A 16,022-nucleotide genomic window follows, 5' to 3' on the forward strand; every position below is an offset into this window, starting at 1 on the left:
GGTCGTTAGACATGCCCTGGTTTCCCCTCCCGCTTGCGGAGGGGCAGCGAGACTTACGAACTTGTTCGTTAGTCACAGCGGGGTGGGCCTTTGCGCCGTTGCTGCCCACCCCCGACCCCTCCCGCTTGCGGGAGGGGAGATGGACGGCAGCTTCCGGTCGCAACCAGACACTCAACCTCATCCCGCCGCTCAGCAACTGCACTTGGGCTTGGCCGCCGGTTTCGGCGCCGTCGTGGCGAACTCGGCGCGGGTCAGGTCGCCCGATTTGTCGGCGTCGGCCTTGGCGAAACGGTCGCTCGTCGCCGCCGCCCATTCCTCGAAGGTCAGCAGATTATCGCCATTCTTGTCGAGCTTGCGGAAAGCGGCGGTGCGCGTCGCCATCATCTCGATCCGGCTGATCCGTTCGTTGCGGTCGCGATCGTAGCGATTGAAGCGCCGCTCCTCGCGCGACTTCGCCTTCGCGGCGGGCAATGCCGGCGGCGCCGGGCCGCGCTTGGGTGCTCCCGCGCCCGCAACGGGAATGGCCGGCAAGGCCGGCGGGGGCGCCGGCAGCACCTCTTCCTCGGCGATCTGGCTATACCCCTTCCACACGAACAATCCGCCGGTCAGCAGCAGCGCGCTCGCCACGCCGCCGATCAGAAATCTGGACATCGCCATGGCCTCCCTCCTCACCGTCGCGTGCTAACATGGCGCGGCAAGCAGCGGCAACAAACGCGGTCCTATCGGCCTATATATCCTTGAAACATGGCAGGACCCGTTCCCCGGCGAAAGCCGGGGTCCACGCGGGGCAGCGCCATGCCGGTTGGACCCCGGCTTTAAATATCAATCGGGCGGATTGTTCAAAATCGACGACATCATTGCTATATCCGATCAATGCAGAACTACCTCCCGTCCCTGAAGCAGATGCAATATCTGGTCGCACTCCACCAGCATGGGCATTTCGGCCGCGCCGCCGACGCCTGCAACGTCACCCAGTCGACGCTGTCGGCGGGCGTTCGCGAGTTGGAGACACTGCTCGGCCAGACGCTCGTCGAACGGACGCGCCGCGTTGTCCGCTTCACCTCGCTCGGCGACCGCATCGTCGACAAGGCGCACCGCGTGCTGCGCGAGGCCGAGGAACTGGCCGACATGGCGGCGGCGGCGGCCGCGCCGCTGGTCGGCGAGCTTCGCATGAGCGTCATCCCGACGATCGCGCCCTTCCTGCTGCCGGGGCTGCTGCCCCGGTTGCGCAAGGAACGCCCGGCCCTCAAACTCTTTCTGCGCGAGGAGCCGAGCGCGCAGGCCTGCGAGTCGCTGCATCACGGACAGGTCGATTGCGTGCTGCTGGCGCTGCCATACGCCTGCGGCGACGTCGAGAGCGAGGCACTGTTCGACGACGCGCTGTTCGTCGCCTTCCCTGGCGACCAGGCCGAGGACCTGCCTGCGGTCGTCACCGCCGATCAACTCGACCCCGCGCAGATGCTGATGCTCGAGGACGGGCATTGCCTGAAGGATCACGCGCTTGCCGCGTGCAACCGGCCCGAACTGCGCGCCGGCGCGCGGATGATGGGCACCTCGCTCCACACGCTGGTGCAGATGGTCGACAACGGCCTCGGCATCACCATGCTGCCGCAGATGGCGATCGAGGCGGGTATCCTAGACCATACCGGGATCGACACCCGACCGCTCGCGTCGGATCACGATTGGCGCACGATCGCGCTGGTCTGGCGCAAGGGCAGCCCGCGCGCGGACGAATTCCGCATGCTCGCCGACATTTTTCGCAAGCACCGCGCGAACTGATCGCCGCGCAGCTTTGGTCAATCCATGTGCTTGAGGCCGACGCGCAGATAATCCCAGCCGGTGACCAGCGTCAGCACCGCGGCGCCCCATAGCGAGGCGAGACCGACCGTCTTGATCCACGCCATCGCGGGCAGCGCGCCCGCGAGGATCAGCGCACCGAAAGCGATTAGCTGAAAGGCCGTCTTCCATTTGGCGAGCCGCGTCACCGGCATCGACACCTGCAGGGTCGCGAGGAATTCGCGCAGCCCCGACACGATGATCTCGCGCAGCAGGATGACCAGCGCCGCGATGACGTGCCACCCTTGTATGTCGCGGGTGAAGACGAGCAGCAGGATCACCGCCGCGATCATGATCTTGTCGGCGATCGGATCGAGGAAGATGCCGAGCCGCGACACGGTGCCGCGCGCCCGCGCCACATAACCGTCAAAATAATCGGTGATGCCCATCAGGCAATAGAGGCCGAAGGCGAAGGCATAGTCGATCGGCAGCGGCTGGTGGCGCGCGGCCTCGTGCGCGCCGGGCCACAGCAGGAACAAGAGGATCGGCACCGCCAGGATCCGCGACAATGTCAGAAGGTTCGGAAGGCTGAGCATGGTTCCTGATTCCCGCCCGCAAAGCGCGACTGTTCCAAAATGGGCTTTGACCCCATCTGCCCTAGCCGATAAGTCCCCCGAGCGACAACCGAATTGCCCGCGGCGGCAGCGTTCGTCGCGCGTTCGAATAACAAGAGTGGGCTTCGCATGACCGGTTCCCTTGCGCTGATGAAGCAACGCCGGTTCCTGCCCCTGTTCGCCACCCAGTTCCTGAACGCCTTCAACGACAATTTCTACAAGATGGCGATGGTGATCCTCGTCACCTTCACCATCTACAAGGACCCGGAGACCGAGGCGTGGTTCAACGCGCTGGCGGGCGGGCTGTTCATCCTGCCCTTCTTCCTCTTTTCGGCGCTCGCCGGCCAGCTTGCCGACAGCACCGACAAGACCCGGATGATCCGCATCATCAAGAGCGCCGAAATCCTGATCATGGTCATCGGCGCGTGCGGCATCTGGCTGCACAATGTCCCGCTGATGCTGCTCGCGCTCTTCTCGATGGGGATGCACTCGACCTTCTTCGGCCCGATCAAATATGCGATCCTGCCCCAGCATCTGGAAGCGGACGAGGTGCTGGCGGGGACCGGCTGGGTCGAGGCGGGCACCTATATCGCGATCCTCGGCGGCACCATCGTCGGCGGGCTGACGCCGCCGCACATCGCCATTCCCGGTATCGTCGCGGTTGCGGTGATCGGCCGCATCACCGCCAGCTTCGTGCCGTCGGCCCCGCCCGAAGCCGAAGCGCGGGATTTGGTGATTGATCACAATGTCCTGCGGTCGTCGTGGCAGATCGTCAGTACGACGATGCATATCCCGCGGCTGTTTCTCGCCATCGTGTCGATCAGCTTCTTCTGGGCCATTGGCGCGATTCTCGCCGCGCAGTTCCCGCCGCTGGTCAAGAATGCGCTCGCGGCCGACAAGACCGTCGCGACGATGTTCACCGCCATCTTCTCGGTCGGGGTCGCGATCGGCTCGATCGTCGTCAACCGCCTGCTCAAGGGGCGCGTGTCGGCCCGCTATTCGCCGGGGTCGGTGATCGTGATGGGGCTGTTCGTGCTCGACCTCTGGTGGTCGGTGAAGGGCTGGCCGCACCGCGACGGCAGCCTGATGGACTGGCGCGAGTTCCTGTCGCTGTCGGCAGGCGACCGCATCATTTTCGACCTGCTGGGCATCGCGATCGCGGGCGGGATGTTCGTCGTGCCGCTCTACGCCTTCCTGACCACGACGGTCGCCAAGTCGCAGACCGCGAGGACGATCGCCGCAAACAACATCGTAAACTCCGGCTTCATGGTCGCCGCGACGCTGCTGCTAAGCGTACTGATCGGGATCGGCCTCACCATCGACGACACGTTGCTGATGGTCGCGGCGATGTGCCTCGTCTCCGCCTTCCTTGCCTGGCGGCTCCACAAGGCCTGCGACTAAAGCAGGAACATCATCGTCGCGGTGAAGAAGATCGCAAAGCTCTCAAGAAACAGCCGCAGATCGCTTCCGCTATCGAACATCGAGCGCGGCCGGCGCTGCGCGGCCAGCGCGGCGCGCAATTCGCCCTGCCAGTCACTCGGCGCGGCCAGCCGAACGATCGCCACCTGACGCACGCAGTGCGCACGCACGCGGCCGCGGATATCGATGCGTTGGCCGGAGTCGATTCGATCCATGCCGCGACGCTAGGAAATCCCTAACGGCCCGGTAAGGTTAAAAGAGCGTTAACGCGCGCGCTGTCCCGCGACGGGACGCTGCCGCCTCAACGCGGCGGGCGGATTCGTACCGGGCGGCGGTCGTCGGCCCCCGCCTGAAACGGCTTGCATCGCTGCGGGCGCATGCGCGGCCCAAGGCACAGGCGCACCTCGTCGAGCCAGCCGTCGCGATCGACCGCCACCGCGACCATCGGCGCGGCAATGCCCTTGTTGGCGGTGGCGAAGGATTGGCGGATGGTTTGCGCGGTTTGTGGCGTTGCGGCGAGCGCCGCCATGTCGGGAAAGCGCACCGCGCCGAACAATATCTCGGCGGCGCGGAAATAGGCGGCGGGGTGCGGGCTCATGCAGGTGCCGTGCTTGGCCCATTCGTGCTGGAGGAGCTGCGCCGACGGCGTCATGCACAGATGGCGGCGCAGCACCGGCGCGGGCACGACCTTCGCCGGACGGCACCATTGCGGATAGGCGGGCCCGTCGGCTTCGGGCCACAGGCCGTGCAGCACCCAGCCGAAGCGGCCGCCCTCGCCCGAACATTGGAAGCGGTCGCGCGCGCCCTTCGGATCGCGGACGCGCGCGCAATGCTGCGGCGACCAGCTCATGGCGAGCAGATAGCCGCCGATCTTCGGCGTGCGCACCGGCTCGCCGCGCGGCGGCTTTTCCACGCGTGGAACGGGGATGCGATCGGGAAGCGTGCAGGCGGGCGCCCGGGCCTGGGCGACGGCAGGGAACAGCGCCAGGGCCAGCGCGACGACGCTAGGCCAGCGCAAAGTCGAGCCCGATATCGGCGGCGGGCGCCGACTGGGTCAGCCGGCCGACCGAGACATAGGTGACGCCGGTCGCGCCGATCGCGCCGATGGTGTCGAGCGTCACGCCGCCCGACGCTTCGGTCGGGACGCGCCCCGCGACGATGGCGACGGCCTCGCGAAGCTGGTCGGGGGCCATGTTGTCGAGCAGCAGATGCGTCGCGCCCGCTTCGAGCGCGGGGGCGACCTGATCGACGCGGTCGACCTCGACGATGATGGTCGCAATCCCGGCCGCGACGGCACGGCGCACCGCTTCCTCGACCGACCCGGCGACCGCGACATGATTGTCCTTGATCATCGCGGCGTCCCACAATCCCATGCGGTGATTGGTCGCGCCGCCCATGCGCGTCGCATATTTTTCGAGGATGCGCAGGCCGGGAATCGTCTTGCGCGTATCGAGCAGCACCGCGCCCGTCCCGGCGAGCGCATCGACATAATGGCGCGTCATCGTCGCGATTCCCGACAGATGCTGGACGCTGTTCAGCGCCGAACGCTCTGCGGTGAGCATCGCGCGCGCATTGCCCGACAGGCGCATGAGCGGCGTCCCCGGCGCCACCTGTGCGCCCTCCTCCACCAGTATCTCGATCGTCATCGCCGGATCGAGAGCGCGGAAGAAGCGTTCGGCGATCGGCAGGCCGGCGACGGCGATCGCGTCGCGGCTGTTCATCACGCCATCGAAACGCGCGTCGGCGGGGATCACCGCCTGCGAGGTTATGTCGCCACCGCTGCCGAGATCCTCGGCAAGCGTGGCGCGGACGAAGGCGTCGAGGTCGAAGCCGGGAAGCGTGAAATCGGTCATGGCCCCCGCGATAGTGGCTGGGCGGGGCAAATCAACTCGATGTTGCATCTTTCGGACACGGCTCCCTCCCGCAGGCGGGAGGGAGCGGACGCCGATTCAGGCCACCGTCGCCTTGACGATCTTGCCCGGCTCGCGCGGCGGTTCACCCTTGGGCAGGGCGTCGACATTCTCCATGCCCTCGATCACCTCGCCCCAGACGGTGTACTGGTTGTCGAGGAAACGGGCGTCCTCGAAACAGATGAAGAACTGGCTGTTCGCGCTGTTCGGATTCTGCGCGCGCGCCATCGAGCAGACGCCGCGCACGTGCGGTTCGGCGTTGAATTCGGCCGGCAGGTCGGGAAGCGGGCTGCCACCCATGCCGGTGCCGGTCGGATCGCCGCCCTGCGCCATGAAACCGGGGATCACGCGGTGAAAGACGACGCCGTCGTAGAAGCCGTCCTTCGCGAGCGTCGTGATGCGCTCGACATGCTGGGGGGCGAGGTCGGGGCGCAGGCGGATGACGACATCGCCGGTCGACAGCGACAGGGTAAGGGTCTGTTCGGACATAGGGAGGCTCCTGTGAGTGGTTTGCCAGCGCCATAGCGGGCAGCGGTCGCGATGCCACGCATTAATTGCGGTCCGGACCCGCCGCAGCGCGTGCGCGGCGTTGCCATTACCCGGTTCGCGGACTAGGGGGAGGCTCGGCCCGCCGGCGACGAGCGCCCGCAAGCAACAGGGAGGACCGCGATGGACAAACGCGAAGAATCCCTGCCCCCCCATGACGCCCCGACCGCGACCATCGACGACCGCGAGCATGATCGCGATCCCGCGCCGCGCGAAGCCGAGACCGAGCTCGACGAGGACGACCGGCTGAGGCCCGAATTCGTTCGCGACGTCATCGACCTGGTCGAGGCGGGCGAGGACGAGGCGGCGCGCGAGCGCATCGGCCGCCTGCACCCCGCCGACATCGCCGACCTGTTCGAGCTAGTATCGGACGAGGATCGGCCGTCGCTCGCCCGCGTCCTCGGCGACATGCTGTCCCCCGACGTGCTCGCCGAGATGAACGAGCATGTGCGCGAGGGGCTGATCGACCTGCTCGCGCCCGAACAGGTCGCCGAGATCGCGTCCGAACTCGACACCGACGACGCGGTCGCGATCATCGAGGATCTGGAGGAAGAGGAACAGCAGGCGGTCCTCGACGCGATGGAGCCCGAGGACCGGGCCGCGATCGAAGAGGCGCTATCCTATCCCGAGGAGAGCGCCGGGCGCCTGATGCAGCGCGAGTTCGTCGCGGTGGCCGAGCATGTCACCGTCGGCGACGTCATCGACCGGCTGCGCGAGGATCGCGAACTGCCGACCGATTTCTGGGAAATCTTCGTCGTCGACCCGATGCATCGCCCGGTCGGCACCTGTCAGCTCAGCTGGATCATGCGCACCCCGCGCGACATCGCGATCGGCGACGTGATGAAGCGCGAGCAGACGCTGATTCCGGTCGACATGGATCAGGAAGAAGTCGCGCTGCGCTTCCAGAAATATGCGCTGATTTCGGCCGCAGTCGTCGACCGCGCGGGCCGCCTGGTCGGCGTGATCACCGTCGACGACGTCGTCCACATCATCCAGGAAGAAGCGGGCGAGGACATATTGCGGCTGTCGGGCGCCGGCGACGGCGACATCAACGAGCCGATCCGCGAAACCTACAGCGCGCGCGTGCGCTGGCTGATCGCCAATCTGGGCACCGCGCTCGTCGCATCGAGCATCGTCGGGATGTTCGGCGGCGCGATCGAACATATGGTCGCGCTCGCAGCGCTGATGCCGATCGTCGCCGGGGTCGGCGGCAATGCGGGCACGCAGACGCTGGCCGTCACCGTCCGCGCGCTGGCGATGAACCAGCTCACCGATTCGAACAGCTGGCGCGCGGTGTTCCGCGAAATCAAGATCGCGCTGCTCAACGGCGGGACGATCGCGCTGATCGCCGGGACCGCCACGGCATTATGGTTCGCCAATCCGGGGCTCGGCGGGGTGATCGCCGCGGCGATGATCGTCAACATCTTCGTCGCCGGGGTCGCCGGGGTCGCAATCCCGCTGCTGCTCGACCGGCTCGATCAGGACCCGGCGGTCGCCAGTTCGATCTTCGTCACCATGACCACGGATTCGATGGGGTTTCTGGCATTCCTGGGGCTCGCGGTGGCAAGCGGGCTCACCACCCTCTGACATCGGCATCCCGAATCCACGCGGCGAAACGGCGCGATTCCGGGATTTCCGGAAAAATTTTCATCCCGGAACTTTTTTCGGGAACTCCCGCCCCATTCACGGGTTTCCCTTTCGAGCAGCGGTCAACGCCCCCCCGCAGCGCTGCTCAGCAACATTGGCCCGGCCCGCATTCCCTCCCCCCCTCGAAGCGTGCCGGGCCATTTTGCATCAAGACCCGTAGAGGTGGAAAATGACGACGCGTAACCGTGCTATCCTTCTTACCCTGCTTGCCAGCTTTCTGGTCGCTGCCTGCAATACGGTGAAAGGGGTCGGCCGCGACATCGAGTCGGTCGGCCAGGCCGGCAGCGACGCCATCCACTGATCGGCGGGAAGCTTACCCCCTATGCCTCTTCGAGAGGTTCGACAGGCGCCGTTTCGGCGCCTGTCTTGCGTCGGCGCTGGGTGAACCAGATCGCGAACAGCGACAGTTCGTAGAGAAAGACCAGCGGCACCGCGAGCAGCAGCTGGCTCAATATGTCGGGCGGCGTGAAGACCGCCGCGACCGCGAACGCCGCGACGATCATGTAGCGGCGCGCCGAGACGAGTTGCTCGCGCGTCACCAGCCCCGACCGTTCGAGCAGCATCAGCAGGATCGGCAGCAGGAAAGCGATGCCGAACGCCATGATGAACTGCATGATGAAGCTGAGGTAATTGCCGACCGATGGCAGCGCCTCCTGCATCACGCCGCCGATCTCTCCCTGATAGCCGAGCAGGAATTTGAGCGCGATCGGCACGGTGATGAAATAGGCGAAGCAGGCGCCGACCGCGAACAGCACCGGGGTCGCGAACAGAAAGGGCAGCAGCGCGCGCTTTTCCTTGCGGTAGAGGCCGGGTGCGACGAATTTCCAGAGCTGGTTGGCGATCACCGGGAAGGCGATCATCATCGCCGCGAACAGCGCGACCTTGATCTCGACGAAGAAGGCCTCGAAAAGCTGGGTATAGATCAGCTTGCCCTGCCCCGCCGCGACGAGCGGATGGACGAGGACGCCGAAGATCGGGCGCGCGAAATAGAGGCACACCCCGAAAGCGAGCGCAATCGCCACCAGGGATTTGAGCAGGCGCGAACGCAATTCGATCAGATGGTCGAGCAGCGGCATCTTGCCGCCGGCACCATCCTCATCATCGGCGGTCACGGGGGTCTCGACGGTCATGGCAGCGGTCCGCCCGGCGGCGGCACTTCGTGCGTTTCGCGCGGCGTTTCGGGCTTTGTGGTTGCCGCGGCGTGATCGGGATTTTCGGGAGCGGGGCTATCGGGTCCGGGGCTATCGGGTCGGGCGCCCGCGTCGTCGCCCTTCGCCTCCGGAGGCAGCGTCGTCGCCGGCAGCATCGTCGGCGCGTCGACGCCGTCGATATTCGGAAATTCGCGCATGATCGCTTCATTCTGCGCGCGCCACTGCTTTTCGAGTTCCTCGAGCTCGGCCTCGCGCATCATCGTGTCGAGCCCGGCGCGAAAATGGCGCGCCATGCCGCGCGCCTTGCCGACCCACTTGCCGACGAAGCGCATCGCCTTGGGCAGGTCCTTCGGGCCGATGACGACCAAGGCCACCACCACGACGAGCAGCAACTCGGTCGGTGCAACGTCAAACATGGCTCAACCCAATCCCGCGCCGGTGGTAACGGCCGGGGTCAGCGGTTTTCGGTTTCGGCTGTCGGGGTCGGCGTCGCGTCGGGCGACCGCTGTCCGTCGATCTGCCGCGGCGCGGGGCGCGCCTCGTCGTCGTCGGCCATGCCCTTCTTGAAGCTCTTTATGCCCTTGGCAACATCGCCCATCATGTCGGAAAAACGGCCCTTGCCGAACAGCAGCAGGACGAGAATCCCGACCACCAGCCAGTGCCAGATGCTGAAGCTACCCATCTATCGTCTCCTTGAGGTGCCTCATCTAGGCATCTTCGCCGTCTTTGACTAGGTCCAGCTCGTCCATCGCCGCTTCGAAAGCGAGGTCGACGGGGTCGAGCAGGCCCGCGGCGCGCAAATCCTCGATCCCCGGCAGGTCCTTCCGGCTCGCCAGCCCGAAATGCTGGAGGAAGGCGTCGGTGGTCCTGTAGATCAGCGGCCGGCCGGGCACTTCGCGCCGCCCCGCGGGGGCGACCCATTCGGCCTCCATCAGCACGTCGAGCGTGCCTTTCGACGTCTGGACGCCGCGGATCGCCTCGATCTCCGCGCGGCTGACCGGCTCGTGATAGGCGACGATCGCGAGGACCTCGGCCGCGGCGCGCGACAGCTTGCGCGGGTCGTCGCGTTCGCGGCGGAGCAGGTGGGCGAGGTCGGCCGGGGTCTGGAAATGCCAGTGGCCGCCGCGCTCGACCAGTTCGATGCCGCTGCCGGCGTGGCGCTCCGCGATCGCCGCGACGATCGCGCGCACCGCGCCGGGCGTCGTCTCGCCGCCGAGGCGCGCCGCGACCTGCCGCGCGTCGAGCGCCTCGTCGCTGGCGAACAGCATCGCTTCTATCGCGCGTTCGAGGTCGTCGATCATGCGTCTGCTGCCTTCAGATAGAGCGGTTCGAACGCGCCGTCCTGCCGCAGGTCGATGCGCCCCTGCCGCGCCAGTTCGAGCGCGGCGAGGAAGCTCGACGCGATCGCCGAGCGGCGCAGGGGTCCGTCATAATCGGCCGGCAGGAAATCGGACAGTTCGGCCCAGTCGAGCCGGACGCCGATCATGCGTTCGAGATGCTGGAGCGCCGCGTCGAGCGTCACCACCGGCCGGCGCGCGACCATGTGCACGACCGGCTCGGTCCGCAGCTTCACCTGGCCGTAGGCCGCGAGCAGGTCGTAGAGGCTGGCGTCCCAGCGCCGCTTGCGGACGTCGTGCAGCCCCTCCGGATGCGGGCGCAGAAAGACGTCGCGGCCGACGCGGTCGCGCGCGAGCAGCCGCGCCGCCGCCTCGCGCATCGCCGCGAGCCGCTGGAGCCGCAATTGCAGGCGCAGCGCCAGTTCGTCGGGCGACGGGTCCTCCGCCGGGTCCTTCGGCAGCAGCAGCGCCGACTTGAGATAGGCGAGCCACGCCGCCATCACCAGATAATCGGCCGCGACCTCCAGCTTCAGCGCGCGCATCTCGGCGATGAAGGCGAGATATTGCTCGACCAGCGCGAGGATCGAGATCTGCCGCAGATCGACCTTCTGGCTGCGCGCCAGCGTCAGCAACAGGTCGAGCGGCCCTTCCCAGCTGTCGAGCGAAAGCTGGAGCGCATCCTCGCGCTCCGTTGCCGCCGGCACGACGTCATAGGCGAGCGGCAGTTCGTCCACCGGCGCCTCAGGCCACCGCGAGCAGCGCGTCGCGCTGGTCGACGAGCAGGTCGAACGCGCGCGGGTCGTGCGCGCCGGCGATCCGGTCCATCGCACCTTCGAGCCGCGCGAGCGACGCCGGGCCCATCGGATCGAGCGCGTGCGCGATGCCGACCATGTCGTCCATCTTCGCCCAGCAGTTGAGCGCGATGTCGCACCCCGCCGCGATCGCCGCCGCCGCGCGCTGCGGCACGCCGCCCGACAAGGCCTTCATGTCGAGGTCGTCGGTCATCAGCAGGCCGTGGAAACCGATACGCTGGCGGATCACATGGTCGATGACGAAAGGCGACAGCGTCGCGGGCCGATCGGCGTCCCAGGCGTCGAAGACGACGTGGCAGGTCATCGCCATCGCGGCATCGCGCAGCGCCGCGAAGGGCGCGAGATCGGTCTGGAGATCGTGATCGGACGCGGTGACGACCGAAAGCGCCTCGTGCGAATCGAACCGGGCGCGGCCGTGGCCGGGGATATGCTTGACGACGCCGAGCACGCCGCCCGCCTGCAATCCGCCGAGGATCGCGCGGCCGAGCGCGGCGACGCGCATCGGCTCGCTGCCCAGCGCGCGGTCGCCGATGACGTCGCTCGCGCCCGGCTGGCGCACGTCGAGCAGCGGCAGGCAGTCGACCGTGATGCCGACCTCCGCCAGCATCACCGCGAGCGCCATCGCATTGAGCCGCGCCGCCTCGATCGCGCTCGCCGGCGCGCGCTCGTACAGCGCGTCGAAGGCCGCGCCGCTGGGGAAATCGGGCCATTCGGGCGCCTTCATGCGCGCGACGCGCCCGCCCTCCTGATCGATCAGGATCGGCAGCGGGTCGCGGCCGTCGAGGCTGCGCAGATCGTCGGTGAGGCGCCGCAGCTGGTCGCGATTCGCGATATTGCGTCCGAACAGGATGTAGCCCGCGGGCTGGCTGTCGCGGAAGAAGGCGCGCTCGTCTTCGGTCAGGGTCAGGCCCGACAGGCCGAAAATAGCGGGTATCATCGTGCGTCAACCTCCATCGGTCGGCGCCCCCTCATGCGGCAACCAAGTCGAGCATCATGCCATAGCCGCGCCGCCGAACCAATGCCGCGTGCGGCGGGGCGGGTCGATTCAGCGGACGATGACGCAATTTTCGCCGGCAACGCGCAATTTTCCGCACAGGCCCGCCGCATTGGCCGCCGTTCCCGCCGAAACGCGCAGGCGATAGACGGTGCTGTCGCCGACCTTCGCCGGGGAGACCGAGCGATTGAGCTCCGCAAGATAGGCGAAACGCTTCGACAGGTTCGTCCACGCCTTGGTCGCCGCCGCCTCGCTGCTGAAGGCGCCGAGCTGGATCATCGTCGTGCCGCCGGGCGCGGGCGCCTCTTTCGCCGTGTCTTCGGCGGTCTTGACCGACATGGCGGCGGGCTTCGGCTTGCCCTTGTCGGCGGCCGCGATGCGCGCCGCCTCCGCCTTCGCGGCCGTCGCCTTGTCGGCGCTGGCCTTTGCGGCGACCGCCCTGGCCGCCGCTTCGCGCTCGGCTGGGGTCACCGCGGGTTCTTCGGGCATGCGGCTGGGATCGACACGGCCCGCGGGTTCGGCGCCCTCGCTCGCGGCGAAGCTGGCGTCGCCTTCGCCCTCGAAGGTCCGGGCGGCATCGTTGCTCGGCACGACCTTGTAATCGCCGTCCTGCGCAGCGATCAGTTCGCCCTTGCCGCGCGCGCCGCCGTTCTGGATCCACCACAGGCCGCCGAGCACGGCGCCGATTAGCAGCAGCCCGCCGAGCACCATGACGAGCAGGCGCACCGGCGACACCTCGCCGTCATCCTCGAAATCCTCCGCAGCCTCCAGCCAGGGCAGGCGATCTTCGCCCTCCAGACCCAGCCCAGCGTCCGTCTCTTCGGCCATCACAGCATCTCCTCGAGCGCCTCGACCCCCATCAGGTGCAGCCCGTTGCGGATAACCTGCCCGATTCCGTCGGCCAAATAAAGCCGCGTCGCGGTCAGTTCGGCGTCCTGCGTCAATATGATACGCGCCTCGGGCCGGTCGTTGCCCATGTTCCACCACGCGTGGAAGGCGGCGGCGACCTCCCCCAGATAAAAGGCGATGCGGTGGGGCTCGCGCGCCGCCGCCGCCGATTCGACGATGCGCGGGAACTGCGCGAGCAGCTTGACGAGGCCGAGTTCATGATCGTCGAGCCGCGCCGGGTTCGGCGCCGCGGGGGCGATCCCCGCCTCCGCGAGCTTGCGCTTGAGCGACGCGATCCGCGCATGCGCATATTGGACATAGAAGACCGGATTGTCGCGCGACGCCTCGACCACCTTCGCGAAATCGAAATCCATCTGCGCGTCGGCCTTGCGCGTCAGCATGGTGAAGCGCACCGCGTCCTTGCCGACCTCGTCGACGATGTCGGCGAGCGTCACGAAATTGCCCGCGCGCTTCGACATCTTGAACGGCTCGCCATTCTTGAGCAGGCGGACCATCTGGACGAGCTTGACGTCGAAGCGCGTCTTGCCGCCGGTCAGCGCCGCGACCGCGGCCTTGATGCGCTTGACCGTTCCGGCATGGTCGGCGCCCCAGATGTCGATCAGTTCGTCGGCATTCTGCGCCTTCTGGTAATGATAGGCGAGGTCGGCGCCGAAATAGGTCCAGCTTCCGTCCGATTTCCGGATCGGCCGGTCCTGATCGTCGCCGAAACGCGTCGAGCGGAACAGCGGCAGTTCGACCGCTTCCCAATCCTCGGGCGTCTCGCCCTTCGGGGCTTCGAGCAGGCCATCGTAGACGAGGTCGTGCTCGCGCAGCCACGCCTCGGCCGCGGCGGGCTTGCCCGCGGCCTGCAATTCGGCCTCCGACGCGAAAAGGTCGTGATGGATGCCCAGCTTGGCGAGGTCGGCGCGGATCATGTCCATCATCGCCGCCACGGCGACCTTGCGGAACGGCACCAGCCATTCGCTTTCGGGCGCCGTCACGAAGCGGTCGCCATATTCGGCGGCGAGGCTTTCGCCGACCGGCTTCAGATAGTCGCCCGGATAGAGCCCTTCGGGAATCGCCCCGATCGCCTCGCCAAGCGCTTCGCGGTAGCGCAGGTGCGCCGAGCGCGCGAGCACGTCGACCTGCGCGCCGGCGTCGTTGACATAATATTCGCGCGTGACCCGATGCCCGACATATTCGAGCAGCGCGGCGAGCGCGTCGCCGACGACCGCGCCGCGGCAATGGCCGACGTGCATCGGGCCGGTGGGATTCGCCGAGACATATTCGACGTTGACGCGGCGCCCCGCGCCGACCGCCGACCGCCCGTAATCTTCGCGCTGCGCGTGGACCAGCGCCAGTTCGGCGCGCCAGCTTTCGTCGGCGAGGCGCAGGTTGATGAAGCCGGGACCGGCGACGCTCGCCTCGACCACCTCATCGAGCGCGCCCAGTTGCTGCACGAGTTGTTCGGCGAGCGCGCGCGGGTTGGTCCCGGCCGGCTTGGCGAGCACCATCGCCGCGTTGGTCGCGACGTCGCCGTGCGACGGATCGCGCGGCGGTTCGACGCTGATCGCACCGCGGTCGAGCCCGGCGGGCAGCGCGCCCTGCGCGACGAGCGCATCGAGCGCGGCGTTGATATGGTCGGAAAAACGGCTGAACAGGGTCACGGCATCGGGCCTATCTTGGGTCGGACGGAATGGAGCGCGCCCTACCGCAGCTTGGCGGGCGCGAAAAGCCCCGCGTCGCCCGGACCGGGGCGCTGGCGCGGGCGGGGGCGCGGAAGGCCGGCGAACGGCGCCGCGGCGGCGGCACGCGCCCTATCGTCGGACGTTGTATTCGAGCTGGTCCTGCGTGAGCTGGAAGCCGACGAGCAGTTCGAAGCTGGAGCGCTGGACGGCGGCGCGCACCTCGGGCTGGCTGAGCGGATCGATCGCGGCGTCCTGATCGCCCGCCTTGCGCTTGCGGGTGATGCGTTCCTGAATGTCGGCGGGCAGCGTCGCGGCGGCCCGGTCGACATAGGCCGACGCCTGACCGTGGCCGACCGCGCGCGTCTGACCGGCGGGGAAGGTCACGCTGACCTGGCCCAGCCGCTTGGCGACGATCGCGGTGCCGCCCTGCACGACGGTCGCGAAATAGGGGAGCGTCACCGTGCGTTCCGCCCCCGCGTCGCGGCGCGTCGCGACGACGTCGAACGACGCGAGCTGGAACACCTTCTCGCCGCCCTCGTTGCACTGCGGCGCGAGATTGGTGATCGAGGCGACGACGTCGATCGCGCTGGCGTCGCGGCTGGTCGCCGGGTCGAACAGGGTGATGTCGCCGGTATGGAGCGGCACTGCCACCGCCGGACATGTCGAGCGCGTCGCGGTGATGCCGACGCCGGCCGACACGTCGATCTCGTTGTCGCCGGCGCAGCCAGCCACCATCGTCAAGGCCGCCGCCCCGCAGAGCATCGTCATTGTCTTACGGAGCGAAGGCGAAATGGGGGTCATGATGATCGAGCTTTCCAAACGGGTGCGGCGGGACGGACAATCTCGCGCCCTAGAGCACTGAACGATTAGATTGAATCGTTCAGTGCTCTAAGGCGTGTGGGGATTCGTCTTGCGACTGTCCTTTATCGTGTGTCCCCGCGAAGGCGGGGACCCATCTGCGGTGGTTTCGAGATGGAACCGGCCGAAGATGGACCCCCGCCTTCGCGGGGGAACACGGCTTCATACAATATCGCGGCGATAGACTCTGAATCCCCACAAGCCTTAGTTTCTTCATTGTTTTCCGCATTCTCCGAGTCGTCAGGTGATTCCACCTGACTAGGGTCAGGACCCATGAATTGCGCGTTCGAGGCGTCGAAATGGCGAAGATATCGGGCTTGGGCGGACGCAGCGGGTAGCATCGCTACCCGCAAGGCCGCACGAGCCTGAGATCGAAGCCATT

The 16,022-nt window shown here is 67.4% G+C and carries 19 protein-coding genes; 4 read left to right on the plus strand and 15 right to left on the minus strand.

Translation table 11 applies throughout. The features are described 5' to 3' along the window. Nucleotides 1-189: 189 nt before the first annotated feature. Nucleotides 190-651 carry an EF-hand domain-containing protein gene (locus ABS88_RS08575; RefSeq protein ID WP_076074957.1) on the minus strand — a complete coding sequence of 154 codons (462 nt, stop codon included), beginning with the start codon at nucleotides 649-651 and terminating at the stop codon, nucleotides 190-192. Between the two features lie 222 nt (nucleotides 652-873). On the opposite strand from ABS88_RS08575, the gene ABS88_RS08580 reads away from it, so the two are divergent. After that, nucleotides 874-1,779 (plus strand): hydrogen peroxide-inducible genes activator, encoded by a 906-nt coding sequence (locus tag ABS88_RS08580; RefSeq protein ID WP_067106484.1) that lies wholly within the window; start codon nucleotides 874-876, stop codon nucleotides 1,777-1,779. A gap of 17 nt (nucleotides 1,780-1,796) precedes the next feature. On the opposite strand, the gene pgsA is transcribed toward ABS88_RS08580, so the two are convergent. Then, on the minus strand, nucleotides 1,797-2,372 hold the full coding sequence (pgsA, locus tag ABS88_RS08585; protein WP_104959727.1) for a CDP-diacylglycerol--glycerol-3-phosphate 3-phosphatidyltransferase: 576 nt from the start codon (nucleotides 2,370-2,372) through the stop codon (nucleotides 1,797-1,799). A 147-nt stretch (nucleotides 2,373-2,519) separates the two neighbouring features. Between pgsA and ABS88_RS08590 the strand changes: the two genes are divergently transcribed. Then, nucleotides 2,520-3,791, plus strand: a complete 1,272-nt coding sequence (locus ABS88_RS08590; RefSeq protein ID WP_067106488.1) for an MFS transporter — start codon at nucleotides 2,520-2,522, stop codon at nucleotides 3,789-3,791. Here ABS88_RS08590 and ABS88_RS08595 read toward each other — a convergent pair. The 4 genes from ABS88_RS08595 to ABS88_RS08610 all read right to left on the minus strand — a co-directional run bounded on the left by ABS88_RS08595 (nucleotide 3,788) and on the right by ABS88_RS08610 (nucleotide 6,208). Next, complete coding sequence (locus ABS88_RS08595; protein ID WP_234002656.1) at nucleotides 3,788-4,024, minus strand: hypothetical protein; 237 nt, start codon at nucleotides 4,022-4,024, stop codon at nucleotides 3,788-3,790. The two genes, ABS88_RS08590 and ABS88_RS08595, sit on opposite strands and share 4 nt — an antisense overlap. Before the next feature lie 86 nt (nucleotides 4,025-4,110). Beyond that, nucleotides 4,111-4,827 (minus strand): ribonuclease T2 family protein, encoded by a 717-nt coding sequence (locus ABS88_RS08600; protein WP_076074952.1) that lies wholly within the window; start codon nucleotides 4,825-4,827, stop codon nucleotides 4,111-4,113. Continuing rightward, nucleotides 4,814-5,662 (minus strand): carboxylating nicotinate-nucleotide diphosphorylase, encoded by an 849-nt coding sequence (gene nadC / locus ABS88_RS08605; RefSeq protein ID WP_076074950.1) that lies wholly within the window; start codon nucleotides 5,660-5,662, stop codon nucleotides 4,814-4,816. Before nadC ends, ABS88_RS08600 begins: the two co-directional genes overlap by 14 nt. 96 nt (nucleotides 5,663-5,758) lie before the next feature. Further along, nucleotides 5,759-6,208: a peptidylprolyl isomerase gene (locus ABS88_RS08610; RefSeq protein ID WP_076074947.1), complete on the minus strand. Its 450-nt coding sequence runs from the start codon at nucleotides 6,206-6,208 to the stop codon at nucleotides 5,759-5,761. 180 nt (nucleotides 6,209-6,388) lie between these two features. On the opposite strand from ABS88_RS08610, the gene mgtE reads away from it, so the two are divergent. Both mgtE and ABS88_RS08620 read left to right on the plus strand, forming a co-directional pair. After that, entirely contained in the window at nucleotides 6,389-7,852 is a 1,464-nt protein-coding gene (gene mgtE / locus ABS88_RS08615) for a magnesium transporter (RefSeq protein ID WP_082796976.1), read from the plus strand. 229 nt (nucleotides 7,853-8,081) lie between these two features. Then, on the plus strand, nucleotides 8,082-8,213 hold the full coding sequence (locus ABS88_RS08620; RefSeq protein ID WP_076074945.1) for an entericidin A/B family lipoprotein: 132 nt from the start codon (nucleotides 8,082-8,084) through the stop codon (nucleotides 8,211-8,213). 19 nt (nucleotides 8,214-8,232) lie between these two features. Here the strand turns inward: ABS88_RS08620 and tatC are convergent, their stop codons facing one another. The 9 genes from tatC to ABS88_RS08665 form a co-directional block, all read right to left on the minus strand. After that, the gene (tatC, locus tag ABS88_RS08625) at nucleotides 8,233-9,042 is read right to left on the minus strand and encodes a twin-arginine translocase subunit TatC (RefSeq protein ID WP_076074942.1); all 810 of its coding nucleotides are present in this window, start codon (nucleotides 9,040-9,042) and stop codon (nucleotides 8,233-8,235) included. Beyond that, nucleotides 9,039-9,479, minus strand: coding sequence for a Sec-independent protein translocase protein TatB (gene tatB, locus ABS88_RS08630; protein WP_104959728.1), 441 nt, complete (start codon nucleotides 9,477-9,479; stop codon nucleotides 9,039-9,041). Before tatB ends, tatC begins: the two co-directional genes overlap by 4 nt. A gap of 38 nt (nucleotides 9,480-9,517) precedes the next feature. Beyond that, nucleotides 9,518-9,745 carry a twin-arginine translocase TatA/TatE family subunit gene (locus ABS88_RS08635; RefSeq protein ID WP_067106498.1) on the minus strand — a complete coding sequence of 76 codons (228 nt, stop codon included), beginning with the start codon at nucleotides 9,743-9,745 and terminating at the stop codon, nucleotides 9,518-9,520. Between the two features lie 25 nt (nucleotides 9,746-9,770). Next, nucleotides 9,771-10,364: an SMC-Scp complex subunit ScpB gene (scpB, locus tag ABS88_RS08640; RefSeq protein ID WP_286749620.1), complete on the minus strand. Its 594-nt coding sequence runs from the start codon at nucleotides 10,362-10,364 to the stop codon at nucleotides 9,771-9,773. Continuing rightward, entirely contained in the window at nucleotides 10,361-11,134 is a 774-nt protein-coding gene (locus tag ABS88_RS08645; RefSeq protein WP_076077751.1) for a segregation and condensation protein A, read from the minus strand. Before ABS88_RS08645 ends, scpB begins: the two co-directional genes overlap by 4 nt. A 7-nt stretch (nucleotides 11,135-11,141) precedes the next feature. After that, nucleotides 11,142-12,149 (minus strand): beta-N-acetylhexosaminidase, encoded by a 1,008-nt coding sequence (gene nagZ, locus ABS88_RS08650; RefSeq protein WP_076074937.1) that lies wholly within the window; start codon nucleotides 12,147-12,149, stop codon nucleotides 11,142-11,144. Between the two features lie 108 nt (nucleotides 12,150-12,257). After that, nucleotides 12,258-13,034: an SPOR domain-containing protein gene (locus ABS88_RS08655; protein ID WP_076074935.1), complete on the minus strand. Its 777-nt coding sequence runs from the start codon at nucleotides 13,032-13,034 to the stop codon at nucleotides 12,258-12,260. Further along, a complete protein-coding gene (gene argS, locus ABS88_RS08660; protein WP_076074932.1) occupies nucleotides 13,034-14,761 on the minus strand; it encodes an arginine--tRNA ligase in 1,728 nt (575 codons plus the stop codon). Before argS ends, ABS88_RS08655 begins: the two co-directional genes overlap by 1 nt. A 150-nt stretch (nucleotides 14,762-14,911) precedes the next feature. Then, complete coding sequence (locus tag ABS88_RS08665; RefSeq protein ID WP_237234017.1) at nucleotides 14,912-15,517, minus strand: hypothetical protein; 606 nt, start codon at nucleotides 15,515-15,517, stop codon at nucleotides 14,912-14,914. Nucleotides 15,518-16,022 lie beyond the last annotated feature (505 nt).

This window comes from Sphingopyxis sp. SCN 67-31 (assembly GCF_001725095.1).

Coding starts and splice junctions, on each gene's coding strand:
- scpB (WP_286749620.1), bottom strand. CDS start 10,364: ATGATCGACGACCTCGAACGCGCGATAGAAGCGATGCTGTTCGCCAGC.
- ABS88_RS08665 (WP_237234017.1), bottom strand. CDS start 15,517: ATGGTGGCTGGCTGCGCCGGCGACAACGAGATCGACGTGTCGGCCGGC.
- pgsA (WP_104959727.1), bottom strand. CDS start 2,372: ATGCTCAGCCTTCCGAACCTTCTGACATTGTCGCGGATCCTGGCGGTG.
- ABS88_RS08655 (WP_076074935.1), bottom strand. CDS start 13,034: ATGGCCGAAGAGACGGACGCTGGGCTGGGTCTGGAGGGCGAAGATCGC.
- ABS88_RS08620 (WP_076074945.1), top strand. CDS start 8,082: ATGACGACGCGTAACCGTGCTATCCTTCTTACCCTGCTTGCCAGCTTT.
- ABS88_RS08610 (WP_076074947.1), bottom strand. CDS start 6,208: ATGTCCGAACAGACCCTTACCCTGTCGCTGTCGACCGGCGATGTCGTC.
- ABS88_RS08635 (WP_067106498.1), bottom strand. CDS start 9,745: ATGGGTAGCTTCAGCATCTGGCACTGGCTGGTGGTCGGGATTCTCGTC.
- ABS88_RS08595 (WP_234002656.1), bottom strand. CDS start 4,024: ATGGATCGAATCGACTCCGGCCAACGCATCGATATCCGCGGCCGCGTG.
- ABS88_RS08580 (WP_067106484.1), top strand. CDS start 874: ATGCAGAACTACCTCCCGTCCCTGAAGCAGATGCAATATCTGGTCGCA.
- ABS88_RS08575 (WP_076074957.1), bottom strand. CDS start 651: ATGTCCAGATTTCTGATCGGCGGCGTGGCGAGCGCGCTGCTGCTGACC.
- nagZ (WP_076074937.1), bottom strand. CDS start 12,149: ATGATACCCGCTATTTTCGGCCTGTCGGGCCTGACCCTGACCGAAGAC.
- tatB (WP_104959728.1), bottom strand. CDS start 9,479: ATGTTTGACGTTGCACCGACCGAGTTGCTGCTCGTCGTGGTGGTGGCC.
- nadC (WP_076074950.1), bottom strand. CDS start 5,662: ATGACCGATTTCACGCTTCCCGGCTTCGACCTCGACGCCTTCGTCCGC.
- tatC (WP_076074942.1), bottom strand. CDS start 9,042: ATGACCGTCGAGACCCCCGTGACCGCCGATGATGAGGATGGTGCCGGC.
- ABS88_RS08590 (WP_067106488.1), top strand. CDS start 2,520: ATGACCGGTTCCCTTGCGCTGATGAAGCAACGCCGGTTCCTGCCCCTG.
- mgtE (WP_082796976.1), top strand. CDS start 6,389: ATGGACAAACGCGAAGAATCCCTGCCCCCCCATGACGCCCCGACCGCG.